Source organism: Ruegeria sp. TM1040, from assembly GCF_000014065.1.
In the GTDB taxonomy this organism is placed as follows: domain Bacteria; phylum Pseudomonadota; class Alphaproteobacteria; order Rhodobacterales; family Rhodobacteraceae; genus Epibacterium.
Genome location: NC_008044.1, coordinates 265,268 through 288,939, shown reverse-complemented (window position 1 = coordinate 288,939; position 23,672 = coordinate 265,268). Strand labels below are relative to the sequence as shown.

The window sequence follows — 23,672 nt, the reverse complement described above, 5'->3', positions numbered from 1 at the left end:
ACCGCTATCCTCGCCGCAAGGAGAGGAGGCCATCATGCGTATTCTGTTCACCGGAGGCTCTGGCAAAGCTGGACGCCATGTCATCGCCTATCTGCTGGCGCAGGGGCATCGGGTCGTCAATGTGGATCTCACCCCGCTCGATCTGCCCGGTGTGGACAATCGCATCGCGGATATGACCGATGCGGGTCAGATGCATGACGTGATGCACGCCTGGGCCGGATATGACGAGATGGAGCAGCATCGGAGCCCGCCGCCCTTTGACGCGGTGGTGCATTTTGCAGCCATCCCGCGCCTGCTGATGCGGTCGGACAATGAGTGCTACCGGATCAACACCGTGGGCACCTACAATGTGATCGACGCCGCCCTGAAGGCGGGGGTGCGCAAGGTGATCTTTGCTTCGTCCGAGACCACCTATGGCATCTGTTTTGCCGGGGGCGAGCGCAAGCCCGAGTATCTGCCGATCGACGAAGCACATCCGGTGGTGCCCGAAGACGCCTATGCAATGTCCAAGGTGGCCAATGAACAGGCGGCGCTGAGCTTTCAACGCCGCAGTGGCGCCGACATCTATGGATTGCGCATCAACAACGTGATCGAACCCCATGAATACAAGGCGAACTTCCCAGCCTATATGGCCGATCCCGAACTCAGACGGCGCAATATCTTTGCCTATATCGACGCCCGCGACCTCGGCCAGATGGTGCAGCGCTGTCTGGACGCCGACGGGCTTGGCTATGAGATCTTCAACGTCGCCAATGAGGACCATTCGGTGAACCTCAGCACCTCGGAGATCATCAGCCACTACTATCGCGGCATCCCCAAGGCCGAGATGGGCGAGACGGAGACCTTCTATTCCATCGAGAAAGCAAAGCGGATGTTGGGATTTGCGCCGGAGCACAATTGGCGAATGTACCTCAATGACCCGCGCGAGGCCTGATCACCGGGACGACCAGAGAATAGAACCTAGACTGAAATAACCCTGTGCGCGGCGCGCATGGGGCGCTAAAGACGGGACATGACAGATAGCTTGCCCCCCTGCCCCGAATGCGGCTCCGTTTATGCTTATGCAATGGACGCGCTGCTTGTGTGCCCCGAGTGCGGCCATGAATGGTCCGCCGAGACCGCCTCAGACGCGCCGGTGGTACGCGACAGCGTCGGCAACGTGCTGAGCGATGGCGACACCGTAACGGTGATCAAGGACCTCAAGGTCAAAGGCTCCTCCTCTGTGGTCAAAGTCGGCACCAAGGTGCGCGGCATCCGCTTGGTGGACGGAGATCACGACATCGACTGCAAAGTGCCCGGCATCGGCCAGATGGGCCTCAAGAGCCAGTTCGTGAAAAAGGCGGCAGAGTAGCGCGCATCGCTGCGGCTACTCGCAGGTCAACCCACCTCCGGCCTTCATGAGCGCCGAGAAATCACCCTGAAATCGGGCACTGTCCCAGTATTCCTCGTCGGGAATGAGGGATTGCGACGGGCTTGCGAAAGGCTGTGGGAAGCGACCGGCAACGGTTGCAGCACGAAGCCCCGATCTGAGGCAAAGCGCAACGGACTCGGGACAGGTGGCCGCGCAATATTTGCTCAATGGCTCCAGAGAAGGAATCTCCTCCACCTTGGCCAAGCGGGACGCATCCGAGAGACTGGTGAGCGGCTCTAGCAACCCTTCAAGTGCAAGCCGCCCGCGCAGCTCGTCCACTCGCCATTGGTCAATATCTCCTTTCAGGAAGGCCAGCATCTGCGCCCCATCGGGTCCGAGATCGTGACTGCTCGCTTCGATCCGTTTCAGAACGCTATCCTCTTCGCCCCGAGACCACGCTTCAAGCATCATATTGATTGCGGCTTTGGCCTCGCCGTGGTCCCAAAGGATTTCGACAGCTTGTCCTGCGTCCATCGCATCCGGGGTTCTGTTCAATGTCCAAAGCGCCTCTACAAGTTCAGAAGAAGACCGCGCCTCTGTCAGCCAATCCTTGCCAGACAATCCCTGTTCCTTGCGCAGCAAGGCGATGCGCTCGCGACGCGGTAAATCTGCCGTCACATGCTGATGTGTAAGCTTCGATGCGGCGATCCGTGACAAAAGTATTTGGGCAGCGGTGTTGCCTTGCCTTGCCAGAACACCAAGAGCTTTAAGTGCCTTGATGTCGTTTCCCGCCAACCAATCCTCGCGTGCAGAGAGGTATGCGGCATCTTCTTGCCCTGCGACAGTTTCTGAACCAGCAGGGAGCGCCCCTGCGAGGCTCAGACCCAGTATGAACGCGGCCTTCGTGATAATCTGATTAAACATGCCTTGCCCAAAAATGTACCTTGAGCGGATGTTAGCTGCCAAGGTCGGGTCCGAAAAGCAAAAACCCCCGCCCTGTTGCCAGAGCGGGGGAAAGTCAGACGGTCAGATGACCGCGAGATCTTATTCTTCGTCTTCGACAGCTTCGATTTCTGCCAGACGGGCCTTGTCGGCTGCGCCTTTGGCGGAAACGTCGCGGTCAACGAATTCGATGATCGCCATAGGCGCCATGTCACCGTAACGGAAACCGGCCTTCAGGATGCGGACGTAACCGCCCTGACGATCCTTGTAGCGCGGGCCCAGAACGTCGAACAGTTTTGCAACGTCCTTGTCTTCTTTCAGCTTGGACGCGGCCTGACGGCGAGCGTGCAGGTCGCCGCGCTTTGCCAGCGTGATCATCTTTTCGATGATCGGACGCAGTTCTTTTGCTTTGGGAAGGGTCGTCTTGATCTGTTCGTGTTCGATCAGCGAGCCAGCCATGTTGGAGAACAGGGCCTTACGGTGCTCGTGAGTACGGTTCAGGCGGCGATAACCACGTGCGTGACGCATTTTTGATATCCTTTAACTTGCGTTTTGCTTTGTCAGGCAGCTGATGCGTGTCGGCTGCTCACCTTGGGGCGGAAGGCCCGGATTTTCCCCGGCAGCTCCGGGAATTTTGAAGGGGGCCTTAGCCCCCCTCGGATCGAAAGTCCAGCTTAGAAGCTGTCTTCGAATTTCTTGGCCAGCTCTTCGATGTTGTCCGGCGGCCAGTCCTCGACGTCCATACCGAGGTGCAGACCCATGCCAGACAGCACTTCCTTGATTTCGTTCAAGGACTTGCGGCCGAAGTTCGGGGTGCGGAGCATCTCGGCTTCGGTTTTCTGGATCAGATCGCCGATATAGACGATGTTGTCGTTCTTGAGGCAGTTTGCCGAACGCACGGACAGTTCCAGCTCGTCCACTTTCTTGAGGAGAAGCGGGTTGAACTCGAGACCATCGTCCTCGTCCTGACGACCTGCGGATTCCGGCTCGTCGAAGTTCACGAAGATCGACAGCTGGTCCTGAAGGATGCGGGCCGCAAAAGCCAGCGCGTCTTCGGGGGTGATGGAGCCGTCGGTGTCAACTTTGAGGGTCAGCTTGTCATAGTCCAGAACCTGACCTTCGCGGGTCGGCTGAACGTCGTAAGAGACCTTCTTGACCGGGGAATAGATCGCGTCGATCGGAATAAGACCAATCGGTGCGTCCTCGGGCTTGTTCTTCTCGGCAGAGACATAGCCTTTGCCGGTGTTGACAGTGAGTTCCATGAACAGATCCGCACCATCGTCGAGGTGGCAGATGACGTGCTCGCGGTTCAGAACTTCGATGCCAGCGGTTTCGGCAATGTCGCCTGCGGTGACGACGGCCGGACCTTTGGCATTGATCGACAGGCGCTTGGGCCCTTCGACTTCCATGCGCAGGGAGACCTGCTTGAGGTTCAGGATGATGTCTGTGACGTCTTCACGAACACCGGCCACGGAGGAAAACTCGTGCAGCACGTTGTCGATCTGGACGGATGTGATGGCCGCGCCTTGCAGCGAGCTCATCAGGATGCGGCGCAGCGCGTTGCCGAGCGTCAGACCAAAGCCACGCTCCAGCGGTTCCGCAACGAGCGTTGCCTGACGTGCCGGATCATTGCCCGGTTTCACCTCAAGCTGCGTGGGCTTGATCAATTCTGCCCAATTCTTATGGATCATGCGTTCCCTCCATTCCTGTCTGAACCCCATGTCCAAAGGATCAGACGCCCGAGGTTTCAAATGACGAACTGAGGCCCTGTCCAAGACAAGGCCTCAGTCAAAGTTTGTGTCGCTTAGACGCGGCGGCGCTTCGGCGGGCGGCAGCCGTTGTGTGCGATCGGGGTCACATCACGGATGTTGGTGATGTTGAAACCGATTGCGGCCAGCGCGCGCAGGGCGGATTCACGACCCGAACCGGGGCCTTGAACCTCGACCTCGAGGGTCTTTACGCCGTGATCCTGTGCCTTGCGGCCTGCGTCTTCTGCAGCCATCTGCGCGGCATAGGGCGTGGACTTACGGGAGCCCTTGAAGCCCATGGTGCCAGCGGAGGACCAGGAGATCGCGTTGCCCTGAACGTCAGAGATCAGGATCTTGGTGTTGTTGAACGAGGAGTTCACATGGGCAACGCCCGATGCAATGTTCTTACGCTCTTTACGCTTCGTGCGGGTTTTATCGCGTGCCATCTGTCAGGACCCTCCCTTACTTCTTCTTACCGGCAATGGCCTTTGCGGGGCCTTTGCGAGTACGAGCGTTGGTGTGGGTGCGCTGACCACGAACCGGCAGGTTGCGACGGTGGCGCAGGCCACGGTAGCAGCCCAGGTCCATCAGGCGCTTGATGTTCATCTGCACTTCACGACGCAGGTCACCTTCAACGGTGTAGGTGGCGTCGATGTGTTCGCGGATGGCCAGAACTTCTGCGTCGGAGAGTTCGTTCACACGACGGGTTGCGTCGATGTTCACGGCCTCACAGATAGCTTTGGCGGATGCAGGGCCGATACCCGTGATATAAGTCAGGGCGATCGGAACCCGTTTGGCGGTCGGGATGTTAACGCCGGCAATACGTGCCACGTGTCACTTTCCTTTTTGGTTGCGGTTCCGTAGCTCCAGAACCTTTTTTCACAACACTCAACCAGTTGGCATGGGCCAAAGGGTCTCGGATGTATCGAGGTAATCAGGTGGACAACGCAAATTGCCCGCCTGGAATGATTCCCAGCAGGGATGTCGGTTGGTATGTGGATTTGACCTATGGGTCAACCCTGAAACCGGCATCAACTGGCACGGGCTGAAGTTCCTGTTGCGTCAATCCCGTATCGCCCATCCTGAGGCGCGCCGCAATGCATAATCTCTGGGCAATTCGACCCTGCGCGCCTCTCTTGGCCCACCCCTGCGCCCTGCCCTGCGTCCAAAACAAAACAGGCCGCCCAAGGGCAGCCTGTCTGGTCTATTTCATGCACCGCGTGAACGCGACGGGTGCGATCAGTCGCCCAGAATCCAAGCGATGGATTTCTGCACTTCGTCGATGGAGGCCATGCCGTCCAGACGCTGCAGATTGCCCTTGGCCCAGTAATAGCCGATAAGCGGCGAGGTCTTCTTGTAGTATTCCATCAGCCGGATACGGACCGAGTCCTCATTGTCATCGGCGCGCGCTTCCTTGCCCGCAGCGCGGGCCTCTTCGGCGCGGTTGACGATGCGCTTCACGAGCACCTCGTCATCCACCTGCATCTCGATCACTGCATCAAGCTTCAGGCCCATTTCGGTCAGGAGCTTCTCGAGCGCGTCTGCCTGCGCGAGGGTGCGTGGGAAGCCGTCAAAGATGAAGCCGCCCTCGGAACCTTCTTGCAGACGCTCGCGAATAAGACCGATCACGATCTGATCCGTGACGAGCTTGCCCTCGGCCATGATCGCCGCGACCTTCTTGCCCATCTCGGAGCCGGAGGACTGCGCCGCGCGCAGCATGTCCCCGGTGGAGAGCTGGGTCATGTTGCGGGTCTTGACCAGGTGGCTGGCCTGCGTTCCCTTGCCCGCGCCGGGCGGGCCCAGAAGAATAATATTGGTCATCGACGAGACGGTCCCCGTTTGGTGCGTTTCTTGTTCCGACCGCGCAGCTGGCTCTTCTCAATGAGGCCTTCGTACTGATGCGCGAGAAGATGGCTCTGTACCTGCTGGATCGTGTCCATGGTCACAGAGACCACAATCAGAACCGAGGTGCCGCCAAAGTAAACCGGAATTGCGAAATTGTTGCGCAAAATCTCAGGCAGCAAGCACACCAGCGCGAGATAGGCAGAGCCGAGGACGAGGACGCGGTTCACCACATATTCGATGTATTCCGCGGTCTTCTTGCCGGGGCGGATGCCGGGCACAAAGCCGTTCTGGTTCTTCAGGTTCTGCGCCACGTCATCCGGCTTGAAGGAGACGTTGAAGGTGTAGAAATACGCAAAGAACACGATCATCGCCGTAAAGAACAGCAGATAGAGCGGCTGACCGGGGCCAAAGTTGGCCAAGAGCCAGCTCATCACCGGGCTCGAAGCAGAGCCCTGGCTGAAGGTGGAGATCGTGGTCGGCAGCAAGAGCAGCGAGGAGGCAAAGATCGCAGGGATCACGCCCGCCGGGTTGACCTTGACAGGCAGGTGCGAAGAGCCGCCGTCATAGACTTTCATACCCACCTGGCGACGCGGATACTGAATGTGGATCTTGCGCAGCGCACGCTCCATGAAGACCACAAACATGATCACCGCAACCACCATCACGATCACAGCAATGATCACGGCCGGAGAAATCGCACCAGAGCGGCCAGAGGCAAAGAACTGTACAATGGCGGCGGGGATTTCGGCGATGATGCCGACGAAGATGATCAGCGAGATACCGTTGCCGATGCCGCGGTTGGTGATCTGCTCACCCAGCCACATCAGGAACATGGTGCCGCCCACCAGCGTGATCATGCACGACAGGCGGAAATAGAGACCCGGATCAAACGCCATATCCCCGGCTTCCAGCGATGCTGCGAGGCCATAGGCCTGAGCGGTTGCCAGCAGGACGGTGCCGTAACGGGTATATTGGTTGATCTTCTTGCGGCCCTGCTCGCCCTCTTTCTTGAGCTGTTCGAGCGCGGGCACCATCGAGGTCAGCAACTGCACGATAATGGAGGCCGAGATATAGGGCATGATGCCGAGGGCAAAAATACCCATGCGGCCCAAAGCGCCCCCAGTAAACATCGACACCATGCCGCCAATGCCTTGCCCGGCGGTGTCCATGAACTGGCGCAATGCATCGGCGTCGATCCCCGGAACGGGAATCCAAGTGCCCAAACGATAGACAATCAAAAGTCCAATCGTAAACAGGATGCGGTTGCGCAGATCCGTGGCCTTGCCGAGCGCTGCCCAGCTGGTGTTCGCCGCCATTTGTTCTGCTGCTGATACCATAAAAGGAGTCTCTTCTTGCGAAAACGCCGCCCGGAACCGTTTTCCGGCTCGGACGGCGTATGGGAAAACTGATGACTTATGTAAGCGGCTTACGCGCCGCTCACAAGCCGTTACTCAGCTGCGGCCTCAGATGCCACGGTCAGGGCGCCGCCTGCCTTGGAAACTGCCTCAACGGCAGACTTGGAGGCACCGGTCACAGCGATGGTCGCCTTGGCGGTGAATTCACCCTTCGCCAGCACGCGGATGCCGTCGAGCTTGCGACGGACGAGGCCGGATGCCACGAGGCTGTCTTCGGTGATCGAAGCTGCGTCGAGCTTGCCTGCGTCGATGAATTTCTGGATCAGGCCGAGGTTCACAACAGCGTACTTCTTCGCGTTGGGCTTGTTGAAGCCACGCTTGGGCAGACGCTGGTAGAGCGGCATCTGGCCACCTTCGTAGCCATTGATCGCCACACCGGAACGGGACTTCTGACCTTTGATACCGCGGCCACCCATTTTACCTTTGCCGGAGCCCGGACCACGGCCAACGCGGGTCCGTTTCGGGGATGCACCTGGGTTGTCGCGCAGTTCATTGAGTTTCATATCGCTTCTCCTAAAGCCGGAAGTGACCCCATGAAGCGAGCAGGGTCAGACACGGCATTTCTTGGTTTTGATTCTTGCGGCACAGATAGCCACCGGGGGCGTATAGACGGGATGCACAGCAGGATCAAGGTTTGACTTGCCCCACGCGGAGCGGACGGCAACAATGCCGTATCGGGCCGCAGGGCCCCTGCCCTGCCGCCATTCGCCTCTATCGATGTCTTTGGCTGCTGGTGCGTCCCGTTAAAGGTGGCGGCGCCGCCGGTTCGGAATGGGTTCAGAGGCGTCACCCTCCAAGAAGAACAGATATCTGACCTTGCAGCCCCGGACGTCATTCCGGGGCCCCGTTTTCCGGGGTGGACCTACATGCCACCGCAGGCCCGCGTGTTGCGCAACACGCCGAACACGATGCCTGATCGAGCTGAAAATCTCCTCACCAGAGCGTACGCCCCCCCGCGCAACAAAAACGCCCCCACGATGTGGAGGCGCTCTTGATGGGCCATGGCTCCCCGAGGGAGGAGGAAGGGAACCTGGCCGAAAAGTCCTGTCAGACGCGCGATCAGGCGCCGTAGACGTGGCTGCGGGCCAGGTCTGCAATGTCGCAGCGGCGCACACCGATATCGGCCAGGTCGCGATCCGTGAGGGAGGCCAGCTCGTTATAGGTGTTCTTGTATTCCTTGTAGAGCGCCCAGGAGCTGCGGGTCTGCTCGATGGCGTCGCGCAGGCGTGCCACAAAAGAGGAAGATGCGATGTTTGTGTTCAGTACATGTGCCATGTGTTTTGGTCCTTATCTCTAGCCGGGACGGGTTTCCGCGGCTCTTGTTGTCTCTGTTCAATTCCTTTGACACTTGCGAAGATAAGGCAGCTTGTTGGCGCTAACAACTGACGGTTCGGAACACCCGCTATGCCGCAGATGCATAGAACGCGCGCTCTCCCCTGACGAAAAAACGCCCCCGGATTTCTCCGCGGGCGTTTTCAAAGTCTTGTCGACAAAGAGGCTTAGTCGCGCTCTTCGACGATTTCCACCAGATGCGGGATCTTGTTGACCATGCCGCGCACGGAAGGGGTATCTTCCAGTTCGCGGGTCTTGTGCATCTTGTTCAGGCCCAGACCGATCAGGGTTGCGCGCTGTTCGGCGGGGCGACGGATCGGCGAGCCGATCTGTTTCACGACGATGGTTTTAGCCATGGATCAGTTTCCTTACGCTTCTGCTTCCGCGGGTGCTTCGTCCCGCTTGGGCAGGATGTCAGCAACCTTTTTGCCACGACGCTGAGCAACAGAGCGCGGGCTCTGCTCTTTTTTCAGGCCGTCGATGGTGGCGCGGATCATGTTGTAAGGGTTCTGAGAGCCAACGGACTTGGAAACCACGTCCTTGATGCCCAGCATTTCAAACACAGCACGCATCGGACCACCGGCGATGATACCAGTACCTTCCGGAGCGGTGCGCATGACCACTTTGCCGGCGCCGTGGCGACCGTACATGTCGTGGTGCAGGGTACGACCCTCTTTCAGCGGCACGCGGATCATCTGGCGCTTGGCTTGCTCGGTTGCCTTGCGGATCGCCTCGGGCACCTCTTTGGCTTTACCTTTGCCGAAGCCGACGCGACCTTTTTGGTCACCTACGACGACGAGCGCGGCGAAGCCGAAGCGCTTACCACCCTTAACGGTTTTGGACACGCGGTTGATCGCGACCAGACGATCTGCGAATTCCGGTGTCTCTTCACGGTCGCGGCGGTTGCCGCGGCGGTTTTCACGTTCTGCCATTTGGCATTCCTTCATGATGTGACGAGGAAGTCAGACCGCCCCGTCAAATGTTCCAATCCTGGTGAGCCTGCAACACGGCCTGCTCCCGGATCATCGGGACCACCAAGGCGGTCCACTCTTTCCAAAATCGCTCGGGCGCCCCGGCCAGCGGGGCGCCCGGTTGATCCTTAGATCTTCAGACCACCTTCACGCGCAGCGTCGGCCAGAGCCTTCACTTTGCCGTGATAGAGGAAACCGCCACGATCGAAGTATGCTTCGGTCACGCCAGCCGCTTTCGCGCGCTCTGCGATCACGGAACCCACTTTGGTTGCCGCTTCGATGTTGTTCTTGCCCACAAAACCAAGATCCTTTTCCAGGGTCGAGGCTGCGGCGAGAGTCACACCTTTGACGTCGTCGATCAGCTGAACAGAGATGTTCTTGTTCGAGCGGTGCACGGAGAGACGCAGACGACCTGCGTTCACCTTGCGAAGCTTGTTCCGGACGCGCAGACGACGCTTCAGAAACAGGGTACGTTTGCTGTTTGCCATTTTGCTTGTCCTTACTTCTTCTTGCCTTCCTTGCGGAAGATGAATTCGCCCTTGTAGCGGATGCCTTTGCCTTTGTAGGGCTCGGGACGACGCCAGTCGCGGATTTTCGCCGCCACTTCGCCAACCGCCTGCGCGTCTGCACCTTCCACAACGATTTCGGTCTGCTTCGGAGCGGTGATGGTCACACCTTCCGGGGCAGTGAAATCGACGTCGTGGCTGTAGCCGAGGTTCAGCTTCAGGGTGTTGCCCTGCATCTGAGCACGGTAACCAACACCTTGGATCTCAAGCTCTTTCTTGAAACCCTGGGTGACGCCCTGGACCATGTTGGCCACCATGGTGCGGGACATGCCCCACTGCTGACGCGCGCGCTTGGATTTGCCGCGCGGCTCAACTTTCACCACGTTGTCCTCAACGGTGAGGGTCACGTCGTCGGTTGCGGTGAAGGTCTGGGCGCCTTTCGGGCCCTTCACTTCGATGGTCTGGCCGGACAGGCTCGCGGAAACACCGCTGGGCAGTTCGACCGGTTTTTTACCAATACGAGACATTGTGCTGAGGCCTCCTTAGAAGACGGTGCAAAGCACTTCGCCACCAACGTTGGCCGCGCGTGCGTTTGCATCCGACATCACACCTTTGGGGGTGGAGACAATCGACACACCCAGGCCCTGACGGACCGACGGGATGTCATTGACGCCCATGTAAACGCGACGACCGGGTTTGGAGACCCGCTTCAGTTCGCGAATGACAGGTTCGCCTTCGTAGTACTTGAGGCTGATTTCCAGCGCCGGGTGGCCGCGTTCATCAGTCGCGCTCTCGTAGCCGCGGATGTAGCCCTCGGACTGCAGCACATCCAGAACCCATGCGCGCAGTTTGGACGCCGGGGTCATGACGGTGGATTTGCCACGCATCTGAGAGTTACGGATACGGGTGAGCATATCGCCGATAGGATCGTTCATATTGTCTCTCCCTTACCAGCTCGATTTCACCATGCCGGGGATCTGGCCATTGGAGCCCAGTTCCCGCAGAGCGATACGGCTTACCTTCAGCTTACGGTAGTAAGCGTGGGGACGGCCGGTCAGCTGGCAGCGGTTATGCAGACGGGTTGCCGAGCTGTTGCGCGGCAGTTTCGCCAGTTTCAGACGCGCTTTGAAACGCTCTTCCATCGGGCGGGATTCGTCATTCGCGATCTCTTTGAGCTCGGCACGTTTGGCAGCGTATTTGGCCACCAGGCGCTCGCGCTTCTTTTCGCGTTCGATCATTGCTTTTTTAGCCATGTCTCTTCCTCTCCGCGATCAGCTGTTGAAGGGCATGTTGAAAGCTTTCAACAGCGCCTTAGCTTCCGCGTCGGTGTTCGCGGTGGTGGCAATTACGATGTCCATGCCCCAGGCTTCGTCGATCTTGTCGAAATCGATTTCCGGGAACACGATGTGCTCTTTGAGGCCAAGGGCGTAGTTGCCACGACCGTCGAAAGAGGTGCCGGACACACCGCGGAAGTCGCGGATCCGGGGCATCGCGATGGTGATCAGACGGTCGAGGAATTCATACATCCGCTCGCCACGCAGGGTCACCTTTGCACCCATCGGCATGCCTTCACGAACGCGGAAGCCAGCGATGGAGTTCTTTGCAACGGTGGTCAGCGCTTTCTGACCGGCGATCTTGGTCAGGTCTTCCTGAGCCGATTTCGCCTTCTTGCTGTCTTTGACGGCTGCACGGCCGCAGCCGATGTTCAGAACGATCTTGTCCAGCTTGGGGATCTGCATCTCGTTCTTGTAGCCGAATTCCTCTTTGAGGGCGCCACGGATGGTGTCCTTGTAGAGGGTCTTCAGACGCGGGGTGTAGGTTGCATCGTCAAGCATCAGACAGTCTCCCCGGTGGTTTTTGCAAAGCGCACCTTCTTGCCGTCTTCTTCGCGGAAGCCGACGCGGGTTGCTTTGCCGTTGGAGTCCAGCAGAGCCAGGTTCGACAGGTCGATCGGCAGGGCCTTGGGCAGGCGGCCGCCTTGCGACGTCTGGGTCTGACGGGTGTGACGGATGGCCATGTTCACGCCATCTACGACAGCTTTACCGGCTTTGGGGTCAACGGAGGCAATGGTGCCTTCTTTGCCCTTATCGCGACCAGCAAGCACGACGACCTTGTCGCCTTTGCGCAGTTTAGCAGCCATTAGAGCACCTCCGGAGCGAGCGAGATGATCTTCATGAAGTTCTTCGCGCGCAGTTCGCGAACAACCGGGCCGAAGATACGGGTGCCGACCGGCTCGTTGTTGTTATTCAGGATAACAGCAGCGTTGCGGTCAAAACGGATGGCGGTGCCGTCTTCACGACGGACCTCTTTGGCGGTGCGAACGACAACGGCCTTACGGACGTCACCCTTCTTCACGCGACCGCGCGGGATGGCTTCTTTAACCGAGACGACGATGATGTCGCCAACGGAAGCGTATTTACGCTTGGAGCCACCCAGAACCTTGATGCACTGAACTCGGCGAGCGCCGGAGTTATCAGCAACATCCAGATTTGTTTGCATCTGGATCATGTGGTTTCTCCCGACCTTTGGGGCAGCGATGCGTGCTGTGATCCCCCAGGGTTTCGACTGTGCTAAAAAGCCTAGTCGCCAGGAGCCTCAAACGAGGCTCTTAGGCTTCCAGAACTTCCCAGCGTTTCGTTTTCGATTTCGGCGCGCATTCGATGATGCGTACGGTGTCGCCGACCTTGAAAGCGTTCTTTTCATCGTGAGCCCGGTATTTCTTGGACTTACGGATGGTTTTCTTCAGAACCGGGTGTGTGAAACGACGTTCCACGGACACGGTGACGGTCTGAGCGTTTGCGTCGGAGGTCACGACGCCTTGCAGGATACGTTTGGGCATCTGAGAGGCTCCTTATTCAGCTGCTGCTGCAGCTTTTTCGTTCAGGATGGTTTTCACGCGAGCAGCGTTGCGGCGAGCCGCTTTGATGCCTGCAGTGTTTTCCAGCTGACCGGTCGCTTGTTGAAAGCGCAGGTTGAAGCTCTCTTTTTTGAGGTTTGCGAGTTCGTCGCGGAGCTCGTCCACGGTTTTGTCGCGCAGATCCTTGGCGTTCATCGCCTTGCGTTCCTTTCCTTGGCACCAGAGGGCCCCTTATGGTGGGTCACCCTTTGCCCTGGTGGGTTATGTCGTCTGCACAGATTGTGCAGAAAAAGAATCGCCCGACACAATCCGACTCGCGAATTGCGGTGAGCGATGCGTCCCTCTACAGGAGCCATGCCAGAAGGGCAAGGGAAAGATCGCAACGCTTGTCCGGTGGGCAGCAGGGCGTCGCAAACCAGAGCCACATATTTGCGCAGGCTTGACTTTGTCCTAACCAGCCCACACCACAAACCCATAAGGTGATTTATGACAAAGGCCATCGGCATGGAAGCGTCTGAGACCCGTGAACCCCGGATTGAGCGGCCAAAGCTGACCTTTGCGCCGGAGGTCTGCGACTGGGTCGAGGGTCATTACAAGGATGCAGACGTCATTCTGGAGTATGGCAGCGGCGGATCCACCGTGCTCGGCGCCGAGATGCCCGGCAAAACGCTCTACTCTGTCGAGAGCAGCCGCGACTGGCACAAGATGATGCAGCGCTACTTTGACGAAAACGATGTCCCCTCTCTGCCGCATCTGCACTACGTCAACATCGGCAAGACCGGGAAGTGGGGCCTGCCGGTGAACACCGAGCAGCACCACCGCTATCACAAATACCCGCTCTCGATCTGGGATATCGACGGCTTTCAGCACCCGGATCTGATCCTGATTGACGGCCGGTTTCGGGTCGCCTGCGCCCTGGCTGCGATGCTGCGCTGCACCCGGAAGGTCACGATCCTCTTTGATGACTACCGCGACCGCAAACGCTATCGCGTGCTCGAGGAGTTTCTCGAGCTGAAAGAAATGCGCGGCTACATGGCCCGCTTTGAGGTCGAACCAACCGCCCTGCCCCGCGAAAAGATGACCCGGATCATCGGCCTCTTTGCACGCGCCTTGTGACGCTTCAGCAGCCTAGATGATCTCATCCTCGTCAAACATCGCCGCGCCATCAAGCTGCGCGTTGAGCGTTTCGATCTGTTGTTCGGCGGTGGCGGAATTCACGCTGGCGATGTGAAACAGCGCGTCACCCTCGTTCACAATGGGCATATTGGCGCGCCCGATGATAAGACCCGTCTGGCTTGCGGTGAGTTCCATTTCCTCTTCGCCAAAGGGGTCGGCAACGATCCCGAGCACATCCCCGGCCTCGACCATCTCGCCAGTGGTTTTATAGGCACGGAGCAATCCGCCGGCGGGTGCACGTTCCCACGCCGAGTCCGCGGCGCGAACCGGCACACCTTCGGCCAGTGGCACGCCATCCTCGGGGATCATGTCGAGCGCATGCATCACGCGCAAAATCCCGGCGACACCAACACGGGCGGATTGCTCGTCAAACCGCAACCCCTCCCCCGCTTCGTAGAGCAGAATATCGACCCCGGCCTTTTGCGCCTCTTTGCGCAGAGAGCCATCCCGCAGCCCCGAGCGGATCACCACCGGCGCGCCAAAGGCATCGGCGTAGGCAAGCGTATCCTGAGCCTTGGGTGAGACACGGATCTGCGGCAGGTTGGTGCGGTGGATCGCGGCGGAGTGCAGGTCAATCCCCAGATCCGAGCGCGCCACGATCTCTGTCATAAAAAGATGCGCGAGGCGGCTGGCGAGCGAGCCTCCCTCGCTGCCGGGAAAGCAGCGATTGAGGTCGCGTCGATCCGGCAAATAGCGGGAATGATTGAGAAACCCGAAGGTATTGACGATGGGCACCACGATCAGGGTGCCCCGCAGGCGCGCAAACTGACGGCTGCGCAACAGGCGGCGGGCGATCTCCACTCCGATCACCTCATCGCCGTGGATAGCCGCAGACACAAAGAGCGTCGGGCCATCCTCGGACCCGTGGATCACATGCGCCGACATATTGACCGGTGTGTGATCCGACAGCACGCTCACCGGCAGATCAACGGTGCGCCGGGTGCCGGGCGGAATATGGAAACCACCAATTTCAAAAGGGGAACGCCGCGCCATAAAAAAGCCTCTCGGACAGGATGTCCGAGAAGCTATGCAGGTTTTTCAGCGCTTTACAATCTGTCCCGCGCGATCAGGCCCAGGCGTAATTGAAGGAGACGGAAATCCGCTCGTCCTCGGCCATGTTCATGGGCACCTCGTGGCGGATGAAGCTTTCCCAGAGCAGGACATCGCCCACATTGGGCGCCTCATAGACAAAGCTGCGCAGCTCACGGCGGCAGTCTTTGGTGCGCGGCGGATGCGCCATCATCATCGCGTGGCGCGGGTCCTCGAGCTTGAGCGCCGACGCGCCGTCAGGCATCGAGACATAGGTGGTGCCGGAAATCACCGAATGTGGGTGAATGTGGCTGGCGTGGGTGCCGCCCTCAGGCAGGATGTTGATCCACAGATCTTCAAGCTTCAGATCACGCCCATCGAGATTGAGTTCGAGATCCTGCGCAAAGGCTGCGACATGGGCGTCCAGAGATTTGACCAGATCAGCAAAAATAGGGAACCGCCAGGGCAGATCGGTGAGCGACGCATAGGACGTATAGCCGGGATAGCCATTCTCCTCGCACCAGTCCTGCCCCGCCTCATCATCTTCGGCGATCGCGATGCACGACGCCTCCATTTCCTGCGGGTCAATTTTGGGGCCGTGCTCGGAGAGCGCAGCACGATAAAGGCGGGTCACGAAGAGGGAATCAATCTGGGCCATGATGCTCTCTTAGCGCAGGCGCGCCAGGTTTGGCGAGAGCGCTTGATGCCGTTGTGCGCTGGCCGCGCCCTGCCTTTTGAAACGCAAACGCGCATGCCCTGAACCGAGCATGCGCGCTGCGAAACCAAAATAGGTTTAGGACGCGACTTATTCGTAACGCGCGATGATTTCGGCCTGAGTGCCGTCGTCGATCATGCTCTGCAGTGCGTCCTGCATCCGCGCGATTAGCGCCTCGTCGGTCTTGAGGCTGCAAGCCAGCGACATGGTGGTTGTGGAAACCACCAGCGCTTCTTCAATCTCGATTCCGTCGGCGAGTGCCGCCTCGAGGAAAGAGCCGGAGGTGATCATCAGGTCAATCCGACCCTGCAGCAGCTTTTTCACCGTGGCCGATTGGGTTGGCGCAAGATCGATAGATTCAAAACCGGCTTCTTCGAGCACACCGACGGTGTAGTCGCCGGTCTGGGTCCCGGTGCGATAGCTGCGCGCGTCTTCGATGGTTGCCGGGGCGATGTCACTGCCAGCTTTACGCACGAGGATGGTGCTATCGCTGGCGAGCGGCTCAACCCATTGGAACTTGGGATCACGCTCTTCGGTATGCGTGGTGCTGAACACGCAGGTGTTGGGACGGCGTTCCGCCTGACCAATCGCACGGGACCACTGGGTCAATTCCGCCTCATAGGCGATGCCCGCCCGGCTCATGATCTCAAACACCTGATCCGCGCCAAGGCCAACGATCTGGCCATCCCGCTCAAAGTTGAGGGGCGCATAGTCTTCGGTCAACAAGGTGACATCGGCGGCCTGCACAGCCCCGGCAAAGCCAAGGGCAAAAACGGTGGCAACACTGGTTACAAATTTCATCCGGGAGCGTCCTTCTCTCTTTTGTTCTGGAGCGCAGCATATTTGATAAAGCTGAAGGAAAAGTTCCCCAAAGCCCCAAACGCAGCGTGTAGCTCAATTGCTTTTTAATCAGATGCATCAAAAACAAATGTACAGCCCTCGTGGACCACACCCTGCTCCGGTGACATCGGGTTGCCCACCAAGAACCACCGCCATCCACCCCGACCTGAAAACCCACGCGAATAGGTGCATCCATTGGCGAGGGTCCAATAAGTGACGTGCTGATAGCGATAGGGCGCTTGGCTAATCCGCGTGACTGCGGCGGGGTCCGCGCTCTCGAGGCGGATCGACGTGTCCGAACAGGACATCAGAGCGGCGAGGCACAGGCCGGTGACGCATAGCCGAATGCATTTCTTGGATGTCATGCTCTCGCCTCCTGAACGACGTGGCGGTTAGAGTTCCCGCCTGATCTGCCACTCAGATTAAGAACATTAAGTGAACATTTGCATAAGTTTCCATCAGCCTTTCGCAAATCTCGCCCGCAACGGCGCCCAACACGGACAGGCAAATGCGAAGACGCACCGACGGCCTTTCCGACCCGTTACCTGGCCTACACATGCACGAACAAAAAAGCCCCCCGCCAGTCACCTGGCGGGGGGTTCTATCCGTTACGGAAAACCGGGATTACCAGTCTTCGCGCACCACGATGCGGGTCTGAACCGGCAGCTTCATGGCTGCGAGGCGCAGAGCTTCGCGGGCGATGTCTTCATTGACGCCGTCAATTTCAAACATCACGCGGCCCGGCTTCACTTTGCACGCCCAGAAGTCCACGGAGCCTTTACCTTTACCCATACGCACTTCGACGGGCTTGGAGGTCACCGGGGTGTCTGGGAAGATACGGATCCAGACACGACCTTGACGTTTCATGTGACGGGTCATTGCACGACGTGCAGCTTCGATCTGACGGGCGGTTACACGCTCGGGTGTCACTGCCTTCAGGCCGTAGGTGCCGAAGTTCAGGTCGGAACCGCCTTTTGCGAGGCCTTTGATCCGGCCTTTGTGCATCTTGCGGAATTTAGTACGCTTTGGCTGAAGCATGTCGCGTTCTCCTTAGCGATCGCCACGACGGTTACCGCCTGCACCGCGAGGTGCCGGACCGTCCTGGAGTTCCTGAGCCTTGCGATCACGCGCCTGAGGATCATGCTCCATGATCTCACCTTTGAAGATCCAGACCTTGATACCGATGATACCATAGGGGGTGGATGCTTCAGAGTGTGCGTAATCGATGTCTGCGCGCAGGGTGTGCAACGGCACACGACCTTCACGGTACCATTCGGTACGTGCGATTTCTGCACCGCCCAGACGACCAGCGACGTTCACCCGGATACCCAGGGCGCCCATGCGCATGGCGTTCTGCACGGCCCGCTTCATCGCGCGGCGGAAGGACACACGGCGCTCCAGCTGCTGAGCGATGGACTCGCCAACGAGCTGTGCGTCGAGTTCCGGCTTGCGAACCTCAACGATGTTGAGGTGCAGCTCGGAGTCGGTCATGGAAGCGATCTTCTTGCGAAGAACTTCGATGTCCGCGCCTTTTTTGCCGATGATCACGCCCGGACGCGCGGTGTGAATGGTCACACGGCACTTCTTGTGGGGGCGTTCGATGATCACGCGGGCAACACCGGCCTGCTTGCACTCTTCTTTGATGAACTCACGGATCTTGATGTCCTCGAGGAGGAGATCACCGTAGTCCTTGGTGTCAGCGTACCAGCGGCTGTCCCAGGTGCGGTTGATCTGCAGGCGCATGCCAACCGGATTGACTTTATGTCCCATTAGGCTTGCTCCTCAACTTGACGCACCTTGATGGTGATCTCAGCGAACGGCTTCAGGATCTTGCCGAAGCGACCACGGGCCCGCGGGCGACCGCGCTTCATGGTCAGGTTCTTGCCGACCCATGCCTCGGCGACGATCAGTTCATCGACGTCAAGGTTGTGGTTGTTTTCGGCGTTCGCGATGGCGGACTGAAGGCATTTCTTCACGTCCTGCGCGATCCGCTTGTTGGAGAAAGTGAGGTCGGTCAGAGCCTTGTCCACTTTCTTGCCACGGATCATCTGAGCCACCAGGTTCAGTTTCTGCGGGCTGGTGCGAAGCATGCGGACTTTTGCCATTGCTTCGTTGTCTGCCACGCGGCGGGGGTTTTTATCCTTGCCCATGACTTACTTCCGCTTCGCTTTTTTGTCAGCGGCGTGACCGTAATAGGTCCGAGTCGGGGAGTATTCACCGAACTTCTGACCGATCATGTCTTCCGTGACGTTGACAGGAATGTGCTTCTGGCCGTTGTACACACCAAAGGTCAGACCCACGAACTGGGGCAGAATGGTGGAACGACGGGACCAGATCTTGATCACTTCATTGCGGCCGGAATCGCGCGCTGCTTCGGCTTTTTTCAGCACGTAAGCATCGACGAATGGGCCTTTCCATACAGAGCGAGTCATAGATTAGCGCCCTTTCTTCTTAGCGTGACGCGAGCGGATGATCAGCTTCTGCGACGCCTTGTTGGTGTTGCGGGTGCGCTTACCCTTGGTCGGCTTACCCCATGGGGTCACCGGGTGACGACCACCGGAGGTCCGACCTTCACCACCACCATGGGGGTGGTCGATCGGGTTCATAACCACACCACGGACGCTCGGACGCTTGCCTTTGTGGCGCATGCGACCGGCTTTACCGTAGTTCTGGTTGGAGTTGTCGGGGTTGGACACGGCACCAACGGTGGCCATGCATTCCTGACGGACCAAGCGCAGTTCGCCCGAGGACAAGCGGATCTGAGCGTAGCCACCATCACGACCAACGAACTGAGCGTAAGTACCGGCTGCACGGGCGATCTGGCCGCCTTTGCCGGGCTTCATTTCGATGTTGTGAACGATGGTACCGATCGGCATGCCCGAGAACGGCATTGCGTTGCCCGGCTTGATGTCTGCCTTTGCGGAGGCGATGACCTTGTCACCAACTGCCAGACGCTGCGGCGCGAGGATATAAGCCTGCTCGCCGTCTTCGTACTTCACCAATGCGATGAAGGCAGTCCGGTTGGGGTCATATTCAATGCGCTCGACGGTCGCGGCGACATCAAATTTATTCCGTTTGAAGTCAACGATCCGGTAAAGACGCTTTGCGCCACCACCACGGCGGCGAGAAGTGATCCGTCCGGTGTTGTTCCGGCCGCCCGATTTGGTCAAACCCTCAGTGAGAGACTTGACCGGACGCCCTTTCCAAAGCTCCGAACGGTCGATCAGAACCAGCCCACGCTGGCCCGGCGTCGTCGGTTTATACGACTTAAGTGCCATGCTTTCTGTCTTCCGTTTAGCGTGCCGAGCCTTAGGTTATTATCTTTGGCCCAGCTATGTTAAAGCCCCCTGCCTTGGCGCATCCGCGCCGGGTTCAGGTGACCGATGAAGGGCCCCGAAGGTCCCTGGGTCGAATGTCCCGACAAAGATAACGGCCCCGGAACGAATCCGAGGCCTGTCAGGATTGGTGCGATGTAGCAGAGGTTGGAGGGGGTGGCAATGGGGAAGAGAACCGCGAGAGCAGCGTCAGTTCCTCGCCCTTATCAAGCTGTACAATTCACTCCTGAGCATACGTAGCCTCTCATTTAACTGAGGCTCTTGGTCTTCTTCAACAGTGTGGCCATTGATTTTCATGAGCATTAAGTCGGAGAACGAGCCCATCCCTCCAAACCAAGAAGCGATCAGATCCCTTTGTCTGTCACCTGAACGAGCAAAGGCCTCTTCGACTTTTGACTGCCAATAAGTCTCTCCAGCAGAGTCCAAAATTTCATTTATCTCGCTCAAAACCTGCTAAACTTGCCTCAGTGGAGCCATTTTGTATCAACCCTTGGAACGTACACTTGACTGCCGCCGCCAAGCAATTGGCCAACACCCGTTGACTGTGGTCCGGCGACCCCCTCATAAATTACGGTTCCTCTTGGAACGGTCATTGTCACGACTTTTTCCGCAGTATTTCCCCATTGTGGCGCCAACGCACTATCCAATTAGGACTGTAGTGGCCCTTGAGGTTTTGTCCTCGTCCAAAAACCGCCAATCATTCGCGCACTACCCCCGTATACTCGATATAGGGTTGTTGGCTCCTCTACGACAACAGTTGAGTATTTTGAACTACGGAAGGTCGAAGCAATCTCCGTCGATAGCTCAGGTGCTGTAGCGGATGTAGATGATTTCGCCGCGCCACCGAAAAGGCGACTGAGAAGCCCGGCAGCTTTCCCGGCAGCATACGGCACCGCAACAGACGCCACATCCTCAACTACCAACTGAGTGCCGGATACGCCAATTCGACTGCGCTGATCCTTTGCCTTCTGGCGATACTCCAACACCTCAAGATCATCGTCCGGCGCGCCATCCGCTACCAACTCGTCAGCGCGCCGATCGTACATGTCAGCCGTATCGCGGTAGGCACTGTCACGTTCTTCCTGCGACTGCGTGAAGGCAGAAACAGCTTGATTCCCAGAAGGATCGAGTAAGTTGACTGGATCGTTATTCGAATAAGAATACCTATTCGTCCCCACCCCTGGCTGGGTCGGATCAAACCAATCCGGCTGGATGAACATCGCCGTGGCCTGCCCGGCAACGGTGGCGAGGAAGACGGAAAACAGCAGCGTTTGCAGCCCAAGGGCCTAACGTTCTTCAGCGCGCCTGATAGTGTCGGGGACCATCCCAAACCAGTTTTTACGCCCAGAAATAACCACACGGCTTCCAATTTCCAGACTGTCTCTCAAAACGTCTGGAACTCCGCAAAGCTCGTATTGAAAGGAAGAACGATCTCCTAAATCCATCCGCTTTCCGCAAAGTCGCGAGCTGGAACCATGTGGATTCAACACCTGATACTCAGCCTCTTCCCACTGGGAGGATACCCATGTGGACACCATTGCTGGTGTCGTAAAGGCCGATAAAAAACCTATATGAGCCAAAAACGCAGTTCCAAAAGTATTCCAAAAGAGCCGCACAAGAGGACGTCGTCCAATTTTAAAGGGATCAGCTTTGGAATTCACAAGAATAAACGTACCTATTCCTGTCACGCAGGCCCACCCCTATGCGACTTGTGCCCCTAAGCTGTGCCATGCGTCAGATGGTAGAAAGCCGCCGTTTGCAGACCTCCAAGAGATGCTAACGATTCCGCAAGTCATTGAGACACCAACGAGCACTGTACACCACCAATCACGTGAAAACAGCAGCGGTCGGTACCTATGGTTCATCCGAAATCTCCCAAAACATAATGCGACAAAGCTAACAGCAAAAACGCAATGAAAAAGCCCCCCGCATCGCTGCGAGGGGCCTTCTCAATTCTCAAGCAACCAAATCTCAGAGTCCGGTGGACACGTCGATGGTGTTGCCTTCTTCCAGGGTGACGTAGGCTTTTTTCACGTCTTTCCGCTTGCCCAGCTGGCCGCGGAAACGCTTGACCTTACCCTTGGTGACGGTGGTGTTGACCGCTTTGACCTTCACACCAAAGAGAGCCTCAACAGCTTCTTTGATCTGCGGTTTGTTGGAGTCGATTGCCACCTCGAACACCACTGCGCCGTTTTCGGACGCCATGGTGGATTTCTCGGTGATGATCGGCTTGCGGATCACGTCGTAGTGTTCTGCCTTCGCGCTCATTTCAGACGAGCCTCCAGTGCTTCGACAGCCGACTTCGTGAGCACGAGGGTGTCACGCTTCAGGATGTCATAGACGTTTGCGCCCATCGACGGCAGTATATCCAGACCTTCGATGTTTTTGGCGGCACGAGCGAAGCCTTCGTTGACGGCAGCACCGTCGATGACCAGAGCGCGTTTCCAGCCCAGGTTTGCAACCTGCTTGGCCAGAGCGGCGGTCTTGCCTTCGGCTTCTGCGTTCTCGATCACGACCAGTTCACCCGCTTTTGCTTTGGCGGACAGCGCGTGGCGCAGACCCAGCTTGCGGAATTTCTTGGTCAGATCGTGGCCGTGGCTACGCGGGGTCGGACCCTTGTAGATACCACCTTTGCGGAAGATCGGCGCGTTACGGTCGCCGTGGCGTGCGCCACCGGTGCCTTTTTGGCGGTAGATCTTCTTGGTGGAGTAGGAGGTCTCGGAGCGGGTCTTCACCTTGTGGGTGCCGGCCTGCGCGTTGTTGCGCTGCCAACGGACCACACGGTGCAGGATGTCCGCACGCGGCTCCAGGCCGAACAGGTCTTCGGACAGTTCGATGTCGCCCGCTTTGCCGCCGTCCAGTTTGATCACGTCAAGTTTCATGCTTCACCCCCTTCCGCGGGTGCTTCAGCCGCAGCTTCAGCAGCAGTCTTCAGAGCCGCCGGGAACGGCAGACCTTCGGGTGCTTTCTTCTTCACGGCGTCTTTGACGGTGACCCAGCCGGATTTCGGACCGGGAACAGCGCCTTTGATGAAGACCAGACCACGATCGGCGTCGGTTTTGACAACCTCGAGGTTCTGGGTGGTCACGCGTGCAGCGCCCATGTGACCGGCCATCTTCTTACCTTTGAAGACTTTGCCCGGATCCTGACACTGACCGGTGGAACCGTGGGAACGGTGAGAGATCGACACGCCGTGAGAGGCACGCAGACCGCCGAAGTTCCAGCGCTTCATTGCACCGGCGAAACCTTTACCAATGGAGGTACCGGTGACGTCGACTTTTTGACCTTCCAGGAAGTGCTCGGCGGAGATTTCCGCGCCCACTTCGATCAGGCCGTCCGCGGGAACGCGGAACTCAACCAGCTTGCGCTTGGGCTCAACTTTGGAGGCCGCGAAGTGACCGCGCATCGCCTTGGAGACGCGCTTTACTTTTGCGGAACCGGCACCGAGCTGAACGGCAGTGTAGCCGTCTTTGTCTTCGGTACGCTGAGCGACAACCTGCAGGCCATCAAGCGAAAGAACGGTCACAGGGATCTGCTTGCCGTCTTCCATGAACAAGCGGGTCATGCCCACTTTTTTTGCGATAATACCAGAGCGCATATGAATTACCCT

37 protein-coding genes are annotated in these 23,672 nt (G+C 58.2%); 3 read left to right on the top strand and 34 right to left on the bottom strand.

Going from position 1 to position 23,672, the window contains the following annotated elements:
• Nucleotides 1-34 precede the first annotated feature (34 nt).
• Complete coding sequence (locus TM1040_RS05730) at nucleotides 35-934, top strand: NAD-dependent epimerase/dehydratase family protein (protein WP_011537632.1); 900 nt, start codon at nucleotides 35-37, stop codon at nucleotides 932-934.
• A gap of 78 nt (nucleotides 935-1,012) precedes the next feature.
• Nucleotides 1,013-1,351, top strand: coding sequence for a zinc ribbon domain-containing protein YjdM (locus tag TM1040_RS05725; RefSeq protein WP_011537631.1), 339 nt, complete (start codon nucleotides 1,013-1,015; stop codon nucleotides 1,349-1,351).
• A gap of 15 nt (nucleotides 1,352-1,366) precedes the next feature.
• Here the strand turns inward: TM1040_RS05725 and TM1040_RS05720 are convergent, their stop codons facing one another.
• From TM1040_RS05720 to rpmC, 20 genes are all read right to left on the bottom strand, one after another.
• Nucleotides 1,367-2,275, bottom strand: a complete 909-nt coding sequence (locus tag TM1040_RS05720) for a hypothetical protein (protein ID WP_011537630.1) — start codon at nucleotides 2,273-2,275, stop codon at nucleotides 1,367-1,369.
• 120 nt (nucleotides 2,276-2,395) lie between these two features.
• Nucleotides 2,396-2,821 (bottom strand): 50S ribosomal protein L17, encoded by a 426-nt coding sequence (gene rplQ, locus TM1040_RS05715; RefSeq protein WP_011537629.1) that lies wholly within the window; start codon nucleotides 2,819-2,821, stop codon nucleotides 2,396-2,398.
• A gap of 146 nt (nucleotides 2,822-2,967) precedes the next feature.
• Complete coding sequence (locus tag TM1040_RS05710; RefSeq protein WP_011537628.1) at nucleotides 2,968-3,984, bottom strand: DNA-directed RNA polymerase subunit alpha; 1,017 nt, start codon at nucleotides 3,982-3,984, stop codon at nucleotides 2,968-2,970.
• Nucleotides 3,985-4,097: 113 nt separating this feature from the next.
• Nucleotides 4,098-4,487, bottom strand: coding sequence for a 30S ribosomal protein S11 (rpsK, locus tag TM1040_RS05705; RefSeq protein ID WP_011537627.1), 390 nt, complete (start codon nucleotides 4,485-4,487; stop codon nucleotides 4,098-4,100).
• A gap of 16 nt (nucleotides 4,488-4,503) precedes the next feature.
• On the bottom strand, nucleotides 4,504-4,872 hold the full coding sequence (gene rpsM, locus TM1040_RS05700; RefSeq protein WP_011537626.1) for a 30S ribosomal protein S13: 369 nt from the start codon (nucleotides 4,870-4,872) through the stop codon (nucleotides 4,504-4,506).
• A 408-nt stretch (nucleotides 4,873-5,280) separates the two neighbouring features.
• Nucleotides 5,281-5,862: an adenylate kinase gene (locus tag TM1040_RS05695; protein ID WP_011537625.1), complete on the bottom strand. Its 582-nt coding sequence runs from the start codon at nucleotides 5,860-5,862 to the stop codon at nucleotides 5,281-5,283.
• Complete coding sequence (secY, locus tag TM1040_RS05690) at nucleotides 5,859-7,223, bottom strand: preprotein translocase subunit SecY (RefSeq protein ID WP_011537624.1); 1,365 nt, start codon at nucleotides 7,221-7,223, stop codon at nucleotides 5,859-5,861. The genes TM1040_RS05695 and secY overlap by 4 nt, the downstream gene beginning before the upstream one ends.
• 110 nt (nucleotides 7,224-7,333) lie before the next feature.
• Entirely contained in the window at nucleotides 7,334-7,804 is a 471-nt protein-coding gene (rplO, locus tag TM1040_RS05685) for a 50S ribosomal protein L15 (RefSeq protein ID WP_011537623.1), read from the bottom strand.
• A 556-nt stretch (nucleotides 7,805-8,360) separates the two neighbouring features.
• The gene (locus tag TM1040_RS05680; protein ID WP_011537622.1) at nucleotides 8,361-8,576 is read right to left on the bottom strand and encodes a DUF1127 domain-containing protein; all 216 of its coding nucleotides are present in this window, start codon (nucleotides 8,574-8,576) and stop codon (nucleotides 8,361-8,363) included.
• Between the two features lie 224 nt (nucleotides 8,577-8,800).
• Nucleotides 8,801-8,989 carry a 50S ribosomal protein L30 gene (gene rpmD, locus TM1040_RS05675; RefSeq protein WP_011537621.1) on the bottom strand — a complete coding sequence of 63 codons (189 nt, stop codon included), beginning with the start codon at nucleotides 8,987-8,989 and terminating at the stop codon, nucleotides 8,801-8,803.
• A 12-nt stretch (nucleotides 8,990-9,001) separates the two neighbouring features.
• Nucleotides 9,002-9,565, bottom strand: coding sequence for a 30S ribosomal protein S5 (gene rpsE, locus TM1040_RS05670; RefSeq protein ID WP_009176874.1), 564 nt, complete (start codon nucleotides 9,563-9,565; stop codon nucleotides 9,002-9,004).
• A 167-nt stretch (nucleotides 9,566-9,732) separates the two neighbouring features.
• Nucleotides 9,733-10,092 carry a 50S ribosomal protein L18 gene (gene rplR / locus TM1040_RS05665; protein WP_005621834.1) on the bottom strand — a complete coding sequence of 120 codons (360 nt, stop codon included), beginning with the start codon at nucleotides 10,090-10,092 and terminating at the stop codon, nucleotides 9,733-9,735.
• 11 nt (nucleotides 10,093-10,103) lie between these two features.
• Nucleotides 10,104-10,637, bottom strand: coding sequence for a 50S ribosomal protein L6 (gene rplF, locus TM1040_RS05660; RefSeq protein ID WP_011537620.1), 534 nt, complete (start codon nucleotides 10,635-10,637; stop codon nucleotides 10,104-10,106).
• Between the two features lie 15 nt (nucleotides 10,638-10,652).
• A complete protein-coding gene (gene rpsH, locus TM1040_RS05655) occupies nucleotides 10,653-11,045 on the bottom strand; it encodes a 30S ribosomal protein S8 (protein ID WP_011537619.1) in 393 nt (130 codons plus the stop codon).
• A 12-nt stretch (nucleotides 11,046-11,057) separates the two neighbouring features.
• Nucleotides 11,058-11,363 (bottom strand): 30S ribosomal protein S14, encoded by a 306-nt coding sequence (gene rpsN / locus TM1040_RS05650; protein ID WP_005621844.1) that lies wholly within the window; start codon nucleotides 11,361-11,363, stop codon nucleotides 11,058-11,060.
• Between the two features lie 18 nt (nucleotides 11,364-11,381).
• On the bottom strand, nucleotides 11,382-11,945 hold the full coding sequence (gene rplE / locus TM1040_RS05645; protein ID WP_011537618.1) for a 50S ribosomal protein L5: 564 nt from the start codon (nucleotides 11,943-11,945) through the stop codon (nucleotides 11,382-11,384).
• Nucleotides 11,945-12,250 (bottom strand): 50S ribosomal protein L24, encoded by a 306-nt coding sequence (gene rplX, locus TM1040_RS05640; protein WP_005621849.1) that lies wholly within the window; start codon nucleotides 12,248-12,250, stop codon nucleotides 11,945-11,947. Before rplX ends, rplE begins: the two co-directional genes overlap by 1 nt.
• Nucleotides 12,250-12,618 carry a 50S ribosomal protein L14 gene (gene rplN, locus TM1040_RS05635; protein WP_005621870.1) on the bottom strand — a complete coding sequence of 123 codons (369 nt, stop codon included), beginning with the start codon at nucleotides 12,616-12,618 and terminating at the stop codon, nucleotides 12,250-12,252. The genes rplX and rplN overlap by 1 nt, the downstream gene beginning before the upstream one ends.
• 100 nt (nucleotides 12,619-12,718) lie before the next feature.
• Nucleotides 12,719-12,949, bottom strand: coding sequence for a 30S ribosomal protein S17 (rpsQ, locus tag TM1040_RS05630; RefSeq protein ID WP_008555996.1), 231 nt, complete (start codon nucleotides 12,947-12,949; stop codon nucleotides 12,719-12,721).
• A gap of 12 nt (nucleotides 12,950-12,961) precedes the next feature.
• Nucleotides 12,962-13,162, bottom strand: coding sequence for a 50S ribosomal protein L29 (gene rpmC / locus TM1040_RS05625; RefSeq protein ID WP_005621881.1), 201 nt, complete (start codon nucleotides 13,160-13,162; stop codon nucleotides 12,962-12,964).
• Between the two features lie 291 nt (nucleotides 13,163-13,453).
• Here rpmC and TM1040_RS05620 point away from each other — a divergent pair, with 291 nt between their 5' ends.
• Nucleotides 13,454-14,083 carry a hypothetical protein gene (locus tag TM1040_RS05620; RefSeq protein WP_011537617.1) on the top strand — a complete coding sequence of 210 codons (630 nt, stop codon included), beginning with the start codon at nucleotides 13,454-13,456 and terminating at the stop codon, nucleotides 14,081-14,083.
• 12 nt (nucleotides 14,084-14,095) lie between these two features.
• Here the strand turns inward: TM1040_RS05620 and TM1040_RS05615 are convergent, their stop codons facing one another.
• From TM1040_RS05615 to rplC, 14 genes are all read right to left on the bottom strand, one after another.
• Nucleotides 14,096-15,136, bottom strand: coding sequence for a succinylglutamate desuccinylase/aspartoacylase family protein (locus TM1040_RS05615; RefSeq protein WP_011537616.1), 1,041 nt, complete (start codon nucleotides 15,134-15,136; stop codon nucleotides 14,096-14,098).
• Nucleotides 15,137-15,209: 73 nt separating this feature from the next.
• The gene (locus tag TM1040_RS05610; RefSeq protein ID WP_011537615.1) at nucleotides 15,210-15,830 is read right to left on the bottom strand and encodes a TIGR02466 family protein; all 621 of its coding nucleotides are present in this window, start codon (nucleotides 15,828-15,830) and stop codon (nucleotides 15,210-15,212) included.
• Between the two features lie 147 nt (nucleotides 15,831-15,977).
• Nucleotides 15,978-16,688, bottom strand: a complete 711-nt coding sequence (locus TM1040_RS05605) for a substrate-binding periplasmic protein (protein ID WP_011537614.1) — start codon at nucleotides 16,686-16,688, stop codon at nucleotides 15,978-15,980.
• A gap of 104 nt (nucleotides 16,689-16,792) precedes the next feature.
• A complete protein-coding gene (locus tag TM1040_RS05600; protein ID WP_011537613.1) occupies nucleotides 16,793-17,092 on the bottom strand; it encodes a hypothetical protein in 300 nt (99 codons plus the stop codon).
• Between the two features lie 259 nt (nucleotides 17,093-17,351).
• Nucleotides 17,352-17,765, bottom strand: coding sequence for a 50S ribosomal protein L16 (gene rplP, locus TM1040_RS05595; protein WP_005621901.1), 414 nt, complete (start codon nucleotides 17,763-17,765; stop codon nucleotides 17,352-17,354).
• A gap of 12 nt (nucleotides 17,766-17,777) precedes the next feature.
• Nucleotides 17,778-18,497 carry a 30S ribosomal protein S3 gene (gene rpsC, locus TM1040_RS05590; protein ID WP_005621904.1) on the bottom strand — a complete coding sequence of 240 codons (720 nt, stop codon included), beginning with the start codon at nucleotides 18,495-18,497 and terminating at the stop codon, nucleotides 17,778-17,780.
• The gene (gene rplV, locus TM1040_RS05585) at nucleotides 18,497-18,877 is read right to left on the bottom strand and encodes a 50S ribosomal protein L22 (RefSeq protein WP_009176439.1); all 381 of its coding nucleotides are present in this window, start codon (nucleotides 18,875-18,877) and stop codon (nucleotides 18,497-18,499) included. The genes rpsC and rplV overlap by 1 nt, the downstream gene beginning before the upstream one ends.
• Before the next feature lie 3 nt (nucleotides 18,878-18,880).
• A complete protein-coding gene (gene rpsS / locus TM1040_RS05580; RefSeq protein WP_011537612.1) occupies nucleotides 18,881-19,159 on the bottom strand; it encodes a 30S ribosomal protein S19 in 279 nt (92 codons plus the stop codon).
• 3 nt (nucleotides 19,160-19,162) lie between these two features.
• The gene (gene rplB, locus TM1040_RS05575; protein ID WP_008207548.1) at nucleotides 19,163-20,005 is read right to left on the bottom strand and encodes a 50S ribosomal protein L2; all 843 of its coding nucleotides are present in this window, start codon (nucleotides 20,003-20,005) and stop codon (nucleotides 19,163-19,165) included.
• A 246-nt stretch (nucleotides 20,006-20,251) separates the two neighbouring features.
• Entirely contained in the window at nucleotides 20,252-20,488 is a 237-nt protein-coding gene (locus TM1040_RS20600) for a DUF6966 domain-containing protein (RefSeq protein ID WP_371261774.1), read from the bottom strand.
• A 221-nt stretch (nucleotides 20,489-20,709) separates the two neighbouring features.
• Nucleotides 20,710-21,282, bottom strand: coding sequence for a hypothetical protein (locus tag TM1040_RS20410; RefSeq protein WP_011537610.1), 573 nt, complete (start codon nucleotides 21,280-21,282; stop codon nucleotides 20,710-20,712).
• 751 nt (nucleotides 21,283-22,033) lie between these two features.
• Nucleotides 22,034-22,330 carry a 50S ribosomal protein L23 gene (locus tag TM1040_RS05565; protein WP_009176651.1) on the bottom strand — a complete coding sequence of 99 codons (297 nt, stop codon included), beginning with the start codon at nucleotides 22,328-22,330 and terminating at the stop codon, nucleotides 22,034-22,036.
• The gene (rplD, locus tag TM1040_RS05560) at nucleotides 22,327-22,944 is read right to left on the bottom strand and encodes a 50S ribosomal protein L4 (protein WP_011537608.1); all 618 of its coding nucleotides are present in this window, start codon (nucleotides 22,942-22,944) and stop codon (nucleotides 22,327-22,329) included. The genes TM1040_RS05565 and rplD overlap by 4 nt, the downstream gene beginning before the upstream one ends.
• The gene (rplC, locus tag TM1040_RS05555; protein WP_005621928.1) at nucleotides 22,941-23,660 is read right to left on the bottom strand and encodes a 50S ribosomal protein L3; all 720 of its coding nucleotides are present in this window, start codon (nucleotides 23,658-23,660) and stop codon (nucleotides 22,941-22,943) included. The genes rplD and rplC overlap by 4 nt, the downstream gene beginning before the upstream one ends.
• Nucleotides 23,661-23,672 lie beyond the last annotated feature (12 nt).